At 41.6% G+C, this 15,045-nt stretch carries 16 protein-coding genes; all 16 read left to right on the forward strand.

Annotation, left to right across the window (positions count from 1 at the left end; all coding sequences use genetic code 11):
• Position 1: 1 nt before the first annotated feature.
• The 16 genes from J500_RS13545 to J500_RS13620 are packed head-to-tail and all read left to right on the forward strand — an operon-like array spanning position 2 to position 15,035.
• Entirely contained in the window at positions 2-247 is a 246-nt protein-coding gene (locus J500_RS13545) for an acyl carrier protein (protein ID WP_004992699.1), read from the forward strand.
• Complete coding sequence (locus tag J500_RS13550) at positions 247-810, forward strand: septation protein IspZ (protein ID WP_004994834.1); 564 nt, start codon at positions 247-249, stop codon at positions 808-810. Before J500_RS13545 ends, J500_RS13550 begins: the two co-directional genes overlap by 1 nt.
• Entirely contained in the window at positions 791-2,467 is a 1,677-nt protein-coding gene (locus J500_RS13555) for an AMP-binding protein (protein ID WP_034700084.1), read from the forward strand. Before J500_RS13550 ends, J500_RS13555 begins: the two co-directional genes overlap by 20 nt.
• The gene (locus tag J500_RS13560) at positions 2,467-3,204 is read left to right on the forward strand and encodes a glycosyltransferase family 2 protein (RefSeq protein WP_004994830.1); all 738 of its coding nucleotides are present in this window, start codon (positions 2,467-2,469) and stop codon (positions 3,202-3,204) included. Before J500_RS13555 ends, J500_RS13560 begins: the two co-directional genes overlap by 1 nt.
• Before the next feature lie 2 nt (positions 3,205-3,206).
• Positions 3,207-4,130, forward strand: a complete 924-nt coding sequence (locus J500_RS13565) for a hypothetical protein (RefSeq protein WP_004994828.1) — start codon at positions 3,207-3,209, stop codon at positions 4,128-4,130.
• Position 4,131: 1 nt separating this feature from the next.
• Positions 4,132-5,718, forward strand: a complete 1,587-nt coding sequence (locus tag J500_RS13570; RefSeq protein ID WP_004994826.1) for an HAL/PAL/TAL family ammonia-lyase — start codon at positions 4,132-4,134, stop codon at positions 5,716-5,718.
• Positions 5,708-6,142: an acyl-CoA thioesterase gene (locus tag J500_RS13575; RefSeq protein ID WP_004994820.1), complete on the forward strand. Its 435-nt coding sequence runs from the start codon at positions 5,708-5,710 to the stop codon at positions 6,140-6,142. Before J500_RS13570 ends, J500_RS13575 begins: the two co-directional genes overlap by 11 nt.
• Positions 6,139-6,798 (forward strand): LolA family protein, encoded by a 660-nt coding sequence (locus J500_RS13580; protein ID WP_004994818.1) that lies wholly within the window; start codon positions 6,139-6,141, stop codon positions 6,796-6,798. The genes J500_RS13575 and J500_RS13580 overlap by 4 nt, the downstream gene beginning before the upstream one ends.
• Positions 6,767-9,097, forward strand: a complete 2,331-nt coding sequence (locus J500_RS13585; RefSeq protein ID WP_034700087.1) for an MMPL family transporter — start codon at positions 6,767-6,769, stop codon at positions 9,095-9,097. The genes J500_RS13580 and J500_RS13585 overlap by 32 nt, the downstream gene beginning before the upstream one ends.
• A gap of 21 nt (positions 9,098-9,118) precedes the next feature.
• Entirely contained in the window at positions 9,119-10,429 is a 1,311-nt protein-coding gene (locus J500_RS13590) for an NAD(P)/FAD-dependent oxidoreductase (RefSeq protein WP_004994815.1), read from the forward strand.
• Position 10,430: 1 nt separating this feature from the next.
• On the forward strand, positions 10,431-10,982 hold the full coding sequence (locus J500_RS13595; RefSeq protein ID WP_004994814.1) for a DUF3261 domain-containing protein: 552 nt from the start codon (positions 10,431-10,433) through the stop codon (positions 10,980-10,982).
• Between the two features lie 5 nt (positions 10,983-10,987).
• A complete protein-coding gene (locus tag J500_RS13600) occupies positions 10,988-12,202 on the forward strand; it encodes a beta-ketoacyl-[acyl-carrier-protein] synthase family protein (RefSeq protein WP_004994811.1) in 1,215 nt (404 codons plus the stop codon).
• A gap of 2 nt (positions 12,203-12,204) precedes the next feature.
• Positions 12,205-12,642: a hotdog family protein gene (locus tag J500_RS13605; RefSeq protein WP_227613812.1), complete on the forward strand. Its 438-nt coding sequence runs from the start codon at positions 12,205-12,207 to the stop codon at positions 12,640-12,642.
• Positions 12,639-13,364, forward strand: coding sequence for a 3-ketoacyl-ACP reductase FabG2 (locus tag J500_RS13610; protein WP_004994807.1), 726 nt, complete (start codon positions 12,639-12,641; stop codon positions 13,362-13,364). Before J500_RS13605 ends, J500_RS13610 begins: the two co-directional genes overlap by 4 nt.
• Positions 13,364-14,587: a beta-ketoacyl-ACP synthase gene (locus tag J500_RS13615; protein ID WP_004994804.1), complete on the forward strand. Its 1,224-nt coding sequence runs from the start codon at positions 13,364-13,366 to the stop codon at positions 14,585-14,587. The genes J500_RS13610 and J500_RS13615 overlap by 1 nt, the downstream gene beginning before the upstream one ends.
• Before the next feature lie 13 nt (positions 14,588-14,600).
• Positions 14,601-15,035, forward strand: coding sequence for a hypothetical protein (locus J500_RS13620; RefSeq protein WP_004994802.1), 435 nt, complete (start codon positions 14,601-14,603; stop codon positions 15,033-15,035).
• The last annotated feature ends 10 nt before the right edge of the window (positions 15,036-15,045 follow it).

The following is a 15,045-nucleotide window of genomic DNA, read 5'->3' on the forward strand; positions in this document are numbered from 1 at the left end:
TATGTTAAGTCAGGAACACATTCTTTCGACCTTACGTGAATGGATGCAGGATTTATTTGAAATTGAGCCTGAAACAATCCAATTAGAATCCAATCTATATTCGGATCTGGATGTTGATAGTATTGATGCAGTAGATCTAATCGTCAAAATTAAAGAATTGACAGGGAAGCAGGTCAAACCTGAGGACTTTAAAAATGTCAGAACAGTACACGATGTTGTGACTGTTATTCAGAATATGACCGCTTAATGAATCACTTTTTGAAATGGATAACAGCGATTTTTTTCATTGCTTATCCTTTTATTGTGGGTTGGAGTTTATCCAACGGTCATTTTTTTGCCGTCAGTATATTGTTGGTGATGGTGGGGATGTCACGCCTTGTGTTTAAATCCAATGCATTATTATGGCCACTTTCTATGTTTGCCATTTTATGTGGTGGTTTAAGCGTGATGTTGAATGATCATGCATGGCTTAAATTTTATCCAGTTCTGATGAGTCTGGGAGCTTTGGGTATATTTGCATCGACCTTATGGCGACCACCTTCCATGATTGAGCGTTTCGCACGAATCATGCAGCCCGATTTACCTGAGTCGGGAGTAAATTGGACGCGAAAAGTCACCATAGTCTGGTGTGGTTTTTTTATATTCAATGCTGCTATGGCTTGGTGTACGATTGTTTATGCACCGACTCAGATTTGGGTGTTATATAACGGCTTTATTTCTTATGTCCTCATGGGCATTCTTTTACTTGGTGAATTTATTTTAAGAAAACGCCATCAGCGTTTAAACAATAATGATGAACAATTCCTTTAATCCATTTATTCAGTCACAACAGACTTTAGCGATTACCTTTGACCAACAGCAAATTTCTTTTGCTGCATTTTGGCAAGATGTATCACAGCAGGCGCAATTACTTTCTTTGCGACCTGAATCCATCTGGGCACTTTGGCATCAAGACAGCTATGAGTTTCTGGTGTTATTGTTTGCAGCACTTCAAGCAAAGAAAAGGATTGTGTTGCCTCCACATCGGGTGGCACAGCTTGAACAAAATTTAGCTTCACAACATATTTATTTTTTATCACGCCAAACTTTTACTGACGTGAACTCGAATTTCTCACTTGATTTGAGTCAAACTTTTCTTGATCAAGCGCAGATCGATTTTTACACTTCTGGTTCAACCGGTGAACCGAAACGGATTGAACGCACTTTAGCGCAATTGTTTAAGGAAGTGCAGGGACTCGATCAGACATTTTGCTTAACTGAACAAGTCATTGCATTGGCGACGGTTAGCCATCAGCATATTTACGGTTTATTGTTTAAACTGCTCTGGCCATTATTTACGGGACGAAGTTTTTATATCCCGCAATTGGCTTTCCCAGAAGATGTGATTGCCATCCAAAAACAGTTTGCTGAATTTAGACTGCAAAACTATGTGATTTCTAGTCCAGCTTTACTCAAACGATGGACGTTAGATCTAAAACTCGTAGATAGTCAGGCGGTATTTTCTTCTGGCGGAAAATTGGAAAATGGTGTTCGACCCTTACTCAATTATACGATTACTGAGATTTTAGGCAGCTCAGAAACGGGTGGAATTGCCTATCGAATTGAAGATGAAAGTGCATGGCAAGCCTTTGCAGATGTGAATATTAACATCCAGCAACAGCTTTTAAATGTACAAACGGAACACGCCTTTTGTTCTGACTGGATTGAAACTGGGGATCTGGCAGAATGGGAAAATGCCAATAACCCAAAAACTGGATTTAAATTATTGGGTCGTGCCGATCGTTTGATCAAGCTGGAAGAAAAACGTCTGAGTTTGGATGCGATTGAACAAACGATTCAAGCCTTAGCAGCGGTAAAACAATGTCATGCTTTATTGATCGAGCAGGAACAGCGTCAGTTTTTGGCATGTATTGTGGTTTTGCACGATGCCGCACGTCAACAGTTACAATGCAAAGGTAAACACGCATTTGTATCTGAAATAAAACAACAATTACGTAGTGGCTTGGAAAATATCGCAACTCCCCGGTTATGGCGTTTTTTGACAGAACTACCCCAAAACACGCAGTCAAAATTGGATAAACATTATTTAAAAAGTTTGTTTCAGCCAATGCTGCAACCTGTGGTTTTGTCGCGTTTGCAAGTAGATGAATGCCATCAACTGAAACTGGAATTTACGCCCGAACTACTGTGTTTTAAAGGTCATTTTCCAACTCAACCGATCTATCCTGGTGTGGGGCAGATTGGATTTATTCAGACATTTGCCAGACAAATCTGGGGGGATTTAGACTGGTGCAATGGTTATGAACAACTTAAATTTCAACATTTAATCCAGCCTTATCATGTTATTGAGTTAAAACTGACGCGCAAACAGCATAAAGTGAGTTTTGAGCTATCTGGTGTACAGCAAACTTTGGCATCAGGGCGTTTGTTATTTGCATTGAAAGATTCGGATGAGGAGACAGTTTGATGCAAACTTATGGTTTCGTTATTCCTGTGTTTAATCATCCGCATTATCTTGATGAATTAATGGCAGCTCTAAGCCAGTATCATTTACCTATAATTGTGGTGAATGATGGTAGTCATGATGAATGTACCATGCGATTGAGGGCATTGGATCAGGCTTATGCGCAGCTTCATTTGATTGAGCATGATCATAATCAGGGTAAAGGTCAGGCGGTCATCACGGGATTGAACTATGCAGGGCAAATGGGACTCAGCCATGCTTTGCAATTAGATGCGGATGGACAACATCAATGGACAGATATTGATCAGTTTTTGCAGTTATCGCAGCAACATCCTGATGCTGTGGTGATTGGACAGCCTGTATTTGATTTATCCGTCCCCAAAAAACGCTTGTATGGGCGATATGTCACGCATGTCTGGGTTTGGATTAATAGTTTGTCTTTTGATATTAAAGACAGCATGTGTGGTTTCCGGATCTATCCTTTAGCACCAACATTAAAAATTTTAAAACAAGCAAAGTTCCAACCACGTATGGGCTTCGACAGTGAAATCTTAGTCCGTCTAAAGTGGGAAAATGCCAAATTTATCAATGTCCCAACGCCTGTGATTTATCCTGAACATGGGATTTCTCATTTTGATGTTTGGCGCGATAATCTGGGAATGAGTCAGGCACATGCGCGCTTATTTGCTGGTATGCTATGGCGTTTGCCCAAACTCATTAAACAAAAAATACAAGGCTAAACATGCAGCGCCAATCTTCGAACTGGAGCAATCATAAAGAGCGAGGTGGACTGGGGCTACTCACGCTAGTGCTCTATTTTTATCGTTTGGGTGGGCGTTGGTTATGTAAGGTCGTATTGTACTTTATTATTCTGTGGTATTGGCTATTTGCAGTTTCTGCACGACAGGCGTCACTTGATTATTTGCGTCAATTACATGTATTTGCAGGTGGTCATTCACCATTTTCGGTTTTACCGTCTTGGGCAAATAGCTATCAGCATTTTGTCCAGTTCGGAATCAGTATTTTGGATAAAATGGAAGGCTGGCTTGGGAATATCCCTGAACAACAGTTACAGTTGTTTGGTCATCAGCATTTTCAACAGGCTTACCAGAAAGGTGCATTATTAGTCGTATCGCATTTTGGCAATATTGAACTGTTACGTGCTGTTAAATCAGAGCATCCGCAGAAAATTAATGTGTTGGTCTATCAAAAACACGCCACACAATTTAATGCTTTTCTGAAAAAACTCAATGATCAAGCTGACGTGAATCTGATTTCTGTCGATGAGTTGGGGCTAGAAACAGCTATTTTATTAGAAGAAAAAATGCAGCAAGGCGAATGGGTGATTGTCGCGGCAGATCGTGCGCCTGTGCAGTCTAGTCGCGTTCAACAGATTGAATTTTTTGGTAAAGATGCACTATGGCCACAGGGTGCGTGGATACTGGCAAGTTTACTCAAAGTGCCTGTTTTGGCGGTGTTTTGTTATCGACAGCAGCAACATTTTGAAGTGCATATTCATAAAATTGCAGATGTCATCGATTTACCGCGAAAGACCCGTATGCAAGCCATGCAAACGTTGACTCGACAATATGTGGCTTTGCTTGAACAGCATTGCTTACGCGCACCATATCAATGGTTTAATTTTTATCATTTTTGGACGAAGTAAATTGAATAACAGTATATTAAATACGGGCATAGAACAATTCATTACCGTAGGAATAGAGCCATTAACTATTGAAGATGTAGTACGTGTTGCACATGGGAATTGTCAGGTTTCATTACCCCAACAACAAACGTGGCGTGATTTTATTCAAAAAGGCGCAGACTTTCTGGATGAATTATTAGAGCAGGAAGGGGTTATTTACGGGGTTACAACAGGCTATGGAGATTCTTGTTTAGTTGAAGTGCCTGCGCATCAGGTGAATGAACTGCCTTTACATCTTTCTCGTTTTCATGGCTGTGGCTTAGGTAAAAATCTGGAACTGGTGGCTGCGCGTGCGGTAGTCGTTACACGATTATGTTCTTTGGCAAGAGGTTATTCTGGGGTTTCACTGGCGTTATTAGAGCGTCTAGTCTGGTTAATCAATCAAAATGTAATTCCTGTCATTCCATCCGAAGGTTCTGTGGGCGCGAGCGGCGATTTAACTCCGCTTTCTTATATTGCGGGGGTATTGGTCGGTGAGCGAGAGGTCTATTACCAAGGTCAAATTGTACCTGTCCAACAGGTGTATACAGCAAAAGGTATTGAGCCTTTGATTTTGCGCCCTAAAGAGGGGCTGGCTTTAATGAATGGAACAGCCGTCATGACAGCAATGGCATGTTTAAATTATAAACGTGCTGAGCAAGTTGCCCATGCTGCAACATTAATTACTGCTTTAAATGTTTTGGCATTAGAAGGCAATCCAACACATTTTGATGAAGTGCTGTTTGCTCAAAAGCCACATGCAGGACAGCAGAAAGTTGCAGCACAATTACGTGACTGGCTAGAAAGCGAAGTACAGACAGCCCACCAAAGTCCACGTTTGCAGGATCGTTACTCATTACGTTGTGCACCGCATATTATTGGTGTTTTTGAAGATTCTAAAGTTTGGTTACGTCAATTTATTGAAAATGAATTGAATTCGAGTAATGACAATCCTTTGATTGATCCGATCAATCTACGGGTTTTACATGGTGGGCATTTTTATGGCGGACATATTGCCCAAGCGATGGATAGTTTAAAAATCATGATTGCCAATATTGCCGATTTACTGGATCGGCAATTAGCGCAATTGGTCGATCATAAAATGAACCATGGCTTACCGCGTAATTTAACGGGTGCAACAGCAGACCGTTTACCTTTAAATCATGGTTTTAAAGCGGTACAAATTGGCGTATCGGCATGGACGGCCGAAGCATTGAAACAAACCTTATCGGCCTCCATTTTTTCGCGTTCAACGGAATGTCACAATCAGGATAAAGTCAGCATGGGCACAATTGCGGCACGAGATGCCGAACGTGTGATTGTATTGACTGAACAAGTGGTCGCTGCCTTATGTTGTGCCAGTGTGCAGGCGATTCATTTAAAAGGCTTAAACCAACAGCTTTCGCCAGTGCTGCGAGCATTTATGGACTGGACTTTACACAGTTTTGCATTGGTGGTGGAAGACCGACCATTACAAACTGAATTACAACAAATAATGGATCGTTTTGCCAACTTTGAACTGTCTAATACGGATTGGATGCTGCAACAGGAGCAAGCTTATGCAAGCTGAAGTCGTTATTGAGGTTCCTTTTCATGATGTCGATATTATGAATGTGGTTTGGCATGGGCATTATCTCAAGTATTTTGAAATCGCGCGCTGTAAGCTTTTGGATCAGTTTCATTATAACTATATGCAAATGCAGGCTTCAGGTTATGCGTGGCCTGTGATTGAAAGCCATGTACGCTATGTACAGGGCATTCAGTTTGAGCAAAAAATTCGGGTACGTGCGATTTTAAAAGAGTGGGAAAATCGTTTAAAAATTGATTATGTGATTTTTGATGAAGCGACTGGAAAACGACTGACCAAAGGTTATACCACGCAGGTCGCCGTTGAAATTCAAACACGGGAAATGTGTTTTCAGTCTCCGCAAGTGTTATTTGATTGTCTGAATGCATGGTCTGAGTTTCAACCCGCGCAGGAGCAAAAACCATGATGGCTGCTATTTTAAATCAACATAAAAAAAGATTTAATTTTGTTCTACTCACAACTTTCGTATTTTGGGTTTTAAGTCTTTCGGTTACTGTGCAGGCAGCTTCGCCACAAGCTGAACAGATTTTTAAACAGCTTTCACAAACTACGCTGGTACGAGCCAAATTTGAACAGCAAAAAAAACTGGCATCTCTCCAAAAAACTTTTGTTTCCAACGGTGATGTGGTTTTTGCTAAAAGTAATGGTGTGTTGTGGCAGTTACAGCGTCCAGTCCAAGCAGACCTTGTGGTAACACCTAAAAAACTGGTTCAGAAAACAGCAAAAACCATGAGTCAGCTTGATGTCAGCAAGTCACCCTATGGTTCAGTTGCGACTTTATTTTTGCAATTGATGTCGGGTAACTCAGCACTTTTAGATCAACATTTTACCGTCAATAAAACCAGTATCACCGCCCAAGGCTGGTCAATCAGTTTGCGTCCTAAAAGCAGCTTATTTAAAAAGTTATTTGTACAGGTCGATGTACAGGGACAACAATATGTCAATCAAATTGTGATTGCAGAACAAGGTCGTAATATAACCACGATTCATTTTAGTCAGCAACATTCACAACCAGCGGCACTCACGACTGATGAACAAGCACTTTTCCAATTGGCAAAATAAATGTAGCGTGGTCTGGCTGGTCATGCTCATGGTGATCAGTTTGATCATGGGTGTGGCATGGCTCAAAAAAGAGATTCATATTCAGACCAATATTTTTGCTTTACTGCCTAAACTGAATCAGGATGCAGATTTAGCTGAGACGCAGCACTATGTCAGTGAACAGTTAAATAGTAATATTTTTGTCGTGATTGATGCTCAAAATAGTCAGCAGCTACAACAAGCAACGGATGATTTACAACGTGCTGTGAGCCAAAGTTCGTTGTTTGAACCGTTACAGCCACAAGTAGATACGGAACAACTCGGGCGAATTTTATATCAGCATCGTGCAGGTTTATTGAGTGCAGAAGATCAACAGTTACTTGATCAAAAAGATTATGCAAGTTTAACTGAAAAAAGCCTGATGCAATTGTTTACACCGGGTTTGCCGATTAGCGCAGAGAGCTTAAAACAAGATCCGTTGATGCTATTTAGCCGTTATTTGCTTGGAGAGAGTCAACAAGTACAACATGACAATGTTGAACTGGAAAACGGATTTGCTACGATTCATGATCATGACAAAATTTCACGGTTGTTTAGCCTAAAATTAAAACAAAGCCCTTATAACATTGATTATCAGGAGCAAGCTTCAGCGTGGATTGATACGACGCAACAACACCTTGCTCAGATGAATGTTCAAAGTCACTGGACGGGCACTTTATTATTTTCCAACTATGGTACGCAGTCGGCAAAACAGGAGATTTCGACCATCGGTGTGGGTTCAAGTCTGGGGCTAATGCTATTGGTCTGGTTTGGTTTCCGTTCGTTACGCCCTTTATTGACTGAGTTTGTTGCTGTTTCGACAGGGTGTTTAGTGGCTTTTGCCGCCACCCACTGGATCTTTGGTGAAATTCATCTGATGACCTTGGTGTTTGGGGCAAGTCTAATTGGTGTCTGTGTCGATTTTTCCTTTTACTTTATGGCAATGCAATCTCAGCACCGTAAGCTGAGTGGTTTTGATGTTCTACGTCCGCTATTGCCGAGCTTGTTTATGGGATTGATGACCACCATCGTGGCCTATGTGTTTTTGAGTTTTACGCCATTTCCGGGCTTTAAACAAATCGCTGTGTTTTCCATTGTGGGTTTGGCTTCGGCATGGTTGACCAGTATTTTATTATTGCCGCGTTTACCTGCTTTAAATGCTGAGCCTGCCATTCAACGATTAAAGTGGATTGGTGAATTTAGAATCTGGTTTCAGCAGCATCGACTAATTCGCTATGTCACTTTGTTGAGTATTGTGTGCATTGGAGTGAGTAGTTTATTTTTCTTAAAAACCAATGATGATATTCGCAATTTGCAAAGTATGGATAAATCCTTAAAGCAGGAAGACCAGTATGTGCGCGAACGCTTTATGGGGCAGCAGGGTAGCGATTATTTTGTGGTGCGGGGGCATACGCCAGAACAAATGCAAGCCAATGAACAAGTGTTGATTCAAAAGTTACAGCATTTACAACATCAAGATCAACTCACAAGTTTTCAGGCTTTAGGACAATGGATTCCTACGCAGCAACAACAGCAACAACATATTGCCCAGCTTCAGTCGATTCCAGAATCTGTGTTAGAGCAGTATGCGCAAAATATGGGCTTATCCGTAAATGACGTAAAAACATGGCAGCAACAATTAGCTACTTTACCGTTATTGTCACTACAGGATTTTAAGCAGCATCCATTGGCCTTTTTACAGGTTCGTTCTAACGAGCGTTTGGTGCTTTTAAATGGAGTTAAGGATGTCAGTGCCTTAAAACAGTTGCAAAACGAGCAAGTAATTTTGCAACAACCGATGATGCAGTTATCCGATTTATTTAAACAACATCGTTTACAGGCACAGTCTTTATTTGTCTATGCCTTGATTGCACTGGCGATCGGTCTAGGTGTGATTTATGGCTGGCGCTCTATTGTGCCGTTGGTGATGCCAGTGAGTCTGGCATTACTTACGACTTTTGCGATACAGGCTTGGTTGGGCGTTGAACTCAATTTATTTAGTATCATGGGGACTTTTCTGATTGTGGGGATTGGTGTGGATTATGCGATTTTTTATCGACATGGTCATGATCATCCGCAAGTGGTTGGGATGGCATTATTCTTATGTATGATGTCAACTTTGCTCGGCTTTGGTTTATTATCATTAAGTCATACTTATGCGATTCATTGTTTTGGTTTAACGGTACTTTTTGGGGTCATTTTTTCATTTATTTATGCCACGTTGTTTACGCCATCGGATGAGCAACATGTGGTGATTTCACGTTATCAGTCAAAGAGCTGAGATTAAAAAGGTCAATGTGCCATGCAAAATTTGCAACAAAATACGATACAACAAACAGATGTCATGATTATTGGGGCAGGACCATCTGGCAGTTCAGCAGCCGCTTTATTACGTCAAAAAGGTTTTAAAGTCTGCATTATTGAGAAACAGCATTTTCCGCGTTTTTCGATAGGAGAATCTTTATTGCCTCAATGTATGGTCTTTTTAGAAGAAGCGGGTTTATTAGATACTGTACGCGACCATGTTGAAAAATGCGCCTTTCAATTTAAAAATGGTGCAGCATTTTTACGTGGAAAACAACGTAGCTTTTATGATTTTACCCAAAAGTTTAGCGAAGGGCCTGGCACGACATGGCAAGTTCGCCGCGCTGATTTTGATCGCTTATTGGCCGAGCAGGCGCAAGCTTTAGGTACAGATATTCGATTTGGGCACGAAGTCATTGCGGTCGATGTTGAAACAGCACAGCCGATTTTAACGATTCAACCTGAACAGGGTGACTCCTATCAACTACAGGCAAAATTTTTATTGGATGCCAGTGGTTTTGGACGAATCTTACCTAAATTTTTAGATTTAGAAGCGCCTTCGAGTTTTCCTGTACGCCGTGCATTGTTTACCCATATTGAAGATGGTATTGCTAACAATCCTGAATTTGATCGTCATAAAATCCTGATTACTGTGCATGATAAAAATCATCGGGCATGGTTTTGGTTGATTCCTTTTGCAGATGGACGAAGTTCATTTGGTGTGGTTGCCGAGCAGGATTTTTTTAATGACTATCTGACTGGCAATGCCGAGCAGGATCAAAATGAAGTTTTACTGAAACGAATTTTGGCAGACGATACCAGTCTATCTAAAATTCTAGCACAGGCTAAATTTGATACACCTGTACGAACGTTGGTCGGTTATTCGGCTGATGTTAAACATCTGGCACAGCCCAATTATGCCTTGTTAGGTAATGCTGGAGAGTTTTTAGATCCAGTATTTTCATCAGGTGTAACCATTGCGTTGAAATCTTCTAGTTTGGCGGTTCCACTGGTGGAACGTGCAATCAAGGGTGAACAAATCGACTGGCTAACAGAATATGAGCAACCCCTTCGTCAGGGAATCAACGTTTTTCGTGCCTATGTGGAAGCATGGTATACGGGCGAGTTTCAGGATGTAGTATTTTCCACACATAAAAATCCTGAGATTGAACGGATGATCGCGTCACTTCTGGCAGGTTATGCATGGGACGAACGTAATCCGATGTATAAAAATGCCAAACGTCGCCTCACCACTCTGGCTGAATACTGTCGTGAAGATGCTTCTCCAGCAAAGTTATCGGAAATTTAAGATGTCATCGATTCGCTTGCTGTTATTGAGTTGTATATTTACGGCATGTACAGCTTGTCAACAGCTCATGCCAAAAGCTGTAGGTCTTGAAAATGCGACATGGCAACAGCAAGCGTATCAGCGTCAGGATCAGGTAGATGTGCAATGGCATGGAAAGAGTTTTAGTTTTCTACTCTATCAGCAGCAACAAGGACAGGTATTAGAGCTCATTGCTTTAAGTTTAACGGGACAGCAATTATTTCAGGTTGAATATAATGGTCAGCATATTCAGGTGAAACAGCGTATCGAGCAAATGCGTTTATTACCGTTTGAATTTTTAATTCGGGATATTTTGCTGGCAACCTATCCTGATTTTGCCCAACAACAAGCCATGATCCATCCTGAGCTTATTCAGGATCAAATCTATGCAGCAGGTGGCGAAATTTATATTCAAAAAAAATTGGTTTTGAAGATTCAATATCTATCAAAAGATAAGATGGAACTCGAAAATGTACAGGTGCCTTATCAAATGACGTTTTCACCGATTGAAAATACTTTACAGTCCAATGAATAGATAAAATGATGCAACAAAAACAACATTCTTCTGCTGTTGGTATTCAACTGAGCAGTAGCCTTTCGGCTTTAGGCAATTGTCCTGAACAGTTGCATCAGCGTTTAAACCTGCCAGAAACCAGCTTATCTATACAATCTGAATGGCTGCCTGAGCGTTCAGTTTGGGTAGGGGCATATACAGGACATTTGATAGAAAACTTACCAAATGACTGTGAAGCTTGGTCATCTCGTAATTTACGTTTTGCTGTGACGGCTTTACAACAAATTGAAATCCCTTTGCGAGATTTAACAGCCAACATCCATCCTAATCGTTTAGCGATTGTCATGGGAACATCGACTTCGGGTATTGGCGATAATGAACCGCTTCTAGCAGCATATTTTCATGGCAAAACCGAGCTAATGATTGATCATCATAAACAGGAAATGAATGCACTGGCCAAAGGTCTACAGGCCTATTTGGGTTGGCAGGGGGCCGCTTACACAGTTTCAACCGCATGTTCATCCAGCGCCAAAGCATTTATTGCTGGGCAACGGTTACTCAATGCAAATCTGGCTGATGCTGTTTTGGTGGGCGGCGTTGATACATTATGTCGTTTAACTTTAAATGGTTTTAATAGTCTGGAAAGTTTATCTGAGGATATTTGTCAGCCATGCGGTCTTGAACGAGATGGGATTAACATTGGCGAAGCCGCTAGTTTGTTTCTATTAACCAAAGATTCTGCTCCAGTAATGTTTCTTGGTGGTGGTGAATCGATGGATGCATGGCATATTTCTGCACCGCATCCAGAAGGACTAGGGGCGGCTCAAGCCATGCAACGTGCTTTGGCAAATGCTCAGTTGAATGCCAGTCAGATTGCTTATTTGAATTTACATGGTACAGCCACGCCACAAAATGATGCGATGGAAATTAAGGCGGTACGGCAGGTTTTTGCAGATGATCGTGTGCCGATGAGTAGCACCAAACACAAAACAGGACATTGTCTGGGGGCTGCGGGTGCCGTTGAAGCTTATATTTGCCAACAGGTTTTGCTGGATCAGACATGGTTGCCATTGCATCAACAAGGTGAAATTGATCCTGAGCTTGCAGATCAACATTTTGTTAATCACAGTAAGGTCAGTCCACAAACAATTGTTGATCGACCTTTAAATTATGTTATGAGTAATTCATTTGCCTTTGGTGGCAGTAATGTCAGCTTAATTTTTGGAAGAACTTTGCCATGAATATTCAGGAAAAGGCAATTCAATATATTCCTCATCAAGAACCGATGGTATTTATCGATGATTTAGTGGAGATATCTGAACAATCTGCCGTTGCCAATCTGAACATTCGTCCAGCACTCTTATTTTGTGAGGCAGAGGGTTTACCTACATGGTCGAGTATCGAACTGATGGCACAAACCATTAGTGCCTATTCAGGATGGAAAGGGCAACAGCAAGGTCATACTCCCAAAGTTGGTTTTTTATTGGGAACTCGTAAATTAAATCTGCCCATGCCTTTTTTTGAAATGGGAAGTACCTTGATCATTCGAGTCGAGCAGCAATATTTACATGAAGGTTTGGGACAATTTGCCTGTGAGATTGCGTATAAAAATCATAAAATCTCAGCCCTCTTAAGTGTTTATGAGCCGACAGGCGATCAAGATAATAAGGAAAATGTGTGAATAGACGAATTTTAGTCACTGGCTCAAGTCGGGGGATTGGTAAAGCGATTGCTTTGCAATTAGCACAGGCAGGTTTTGATGTTACGGTTCATGCGCGTTCGCGTATTGAAGAAGCGCAGGCTGTAGCACAGCAAATTCAAGATTTGGGACGAAACAGCCACGTATTGATGTTTGATGTGACTGAGCGTGAAGTTGTGCGTCAGATGCTTGAGCAAGATGTTGAAACTCATGGTGCATTTTATGGTGTCGTCTTAAATGCGGGTTTGACTCATGATGCTGCTTTTCCAGCATTAAGTGATCATGAATGGGATGACGTGATTTCGACCTCTCTGGATGGTTTTTATAATGTGCTTAAACCGTTAATTATGCCGATGATTCATTTGAGAAAAGGGGGACGCATTGTAACCTTATCTTCGGTTTCTGGGGTGATGGGTAATCGTGGTCAAGTGAATTATAGTGCAGCAAAAGCAGGCTTAATTGGGGCGACCAAAGCTTTATCACTAGAGTTGGCAAAGCGGAAAATTACGGTCAATTGTGTCGCTCCAGGTCTAATTGAAACTGAAATGGTGACTGAAGAAGTCAAGCAACATGCCTTAAAAATGATTCCATTACAACGTATGGGAAATGTGGATGAAGTCGCCAGTGTCGTGAAATTTTTGTGTTCCGATGATGCATCGTATATCACACGACAAGTGATTTCAGTCAATGGAGGGCTGATCTAATGAAGCGTGTTGTGGTCACAGGTATGGCAGGCATTACTTCGCTTGGTGAAACTGCAGATACGATTTTTGAACAATTTGCTCAGGCTAAAAGTGGCATTCGTTATATGCCCGATTGGGAGAAATATACTGATTTGCGCACCAAGCTGGGTGGGCCTGTCGAAAGCTTTACGGTTCCCAAACATTTTAATCGCAAAGTCACACGCGGAATGGGCCGAGTAGCCTTGATGTCGGTGGTCTGCGCTGAAACTGCGCTGACAGATGCAGGTTTATTAAATGATCCCATTTTAAAAAGTGGCGATGCAGGTGTGGCATTTGGTTCATCTGCGGGAAGTGTCGATGCCGTACGTGAGTTTGGTTGTATGTTGATTGATAACGACATGAGCCAAATGAATGCGACCACGTATATCCGAATGATGTCACATACCAGTGCGGTGAATATGACCGTTTATTTCGGTTTAAAAGGTCTAACCTTACCGACATCGAGTGCCTGTACTTCAGGTTCTATGGCGATTGGTCAGGCTTTTGAAGCGATTAAGTACGGCAAACAAACCGTGATGCTGGCTGGCGGTGCAGAAGAACTCAGCGCGGCTGGGGCTGCGGTTTTTGATGTGTTATTGGCCACCAGTGGCATGAATGATCAGCCTGAACGAACCCCGCGGCCATTTGATCAAAAACGTGATGGGTTAGTGATTGGTGAGGGAGCTGGTTGCTTAATTTTAGAAGAATATGAGCATGCCAAAGCACGGGGCGCAAAAATTTATGCAGAAATTTTGGGTTATGGCAGTAATACCGATGGACAACACGTCACCCGTCCTGATCAGGAGGTGATGGCGCGCTGTATGCAACTCTCTTTAAAAGATGCAGGATTAATGGCGGATCAGATTGATTATGTTAGTGCACATGGTACCTCGACTGATCAGGGAGATATTGCTGAAACTCAAGCGACCGCGCAAGTGCTTGGTAAAAAACCGATTAGCTCACTGAAAAGTTATTTTGGTCATACGCTTGGCGCTTGTGGCGCGATTGAAGCTTGGCTAAGCATCGAGATGATGCATCGGAAGCAATTCATTCCAACCCTAAATCTGGATGAGGTTGATCCGCTTTGCGGTGATCTGGATTATATTACAGGGCAGGCAAGACCTTTAAATGCCAATATTATCATGAGTAACAATTTTGCTTTTGGGGGAATTAATACCTCCTTGATTTTTAAAAACCTGAAATAAGAGGAATACAACAATGTCACTTAAGAAACAACTCAGCTTTGCTGTACTGTGTATGGGATTAATGGGAACTGTACAGGCAGCAGATCAAGTGCATGATCTAGATTTTAAAGCGGCTGTGGATCGTGCAGTCGCTGATGGAACATTAGATGGTTCTGTAAAGTTTTATTTGAGTGGAACAAAATCAGGTGGTAAGGTTTTACAACAGGGGGCTGTTACCAATAAAAAAACCAATGGCTTTGCCAAGTCTGCTGAAAGCTCTTGTGATCGAGTATTACGTTCAGCTCTGATTCAGTTACAAAGTGCAGCAAAGGCTAAAGGTGGCAATGCAGTCACCAATATTGTGAGCTATTTCAAATCCAATGAAGCGAAAAGTCGCACGACTTACCAATGCTATAAAGGCATGGCGGTGACAAGTGTGGCGCTAAAAGGGGATATTGTTAAGTTTTAACTCAGTCTAA

Origin of the sequence: Acinetobacter sp. 479375, from assembly GCF_000581715.1 — a bacterium.
Taxonomy (GTDB): Bacteria; Pseudomonadota; Gammaproteobacteria; order Pseudomonadales; family Moraxellaceae; genus Acinetobacter; species Acinetobacter ursingii.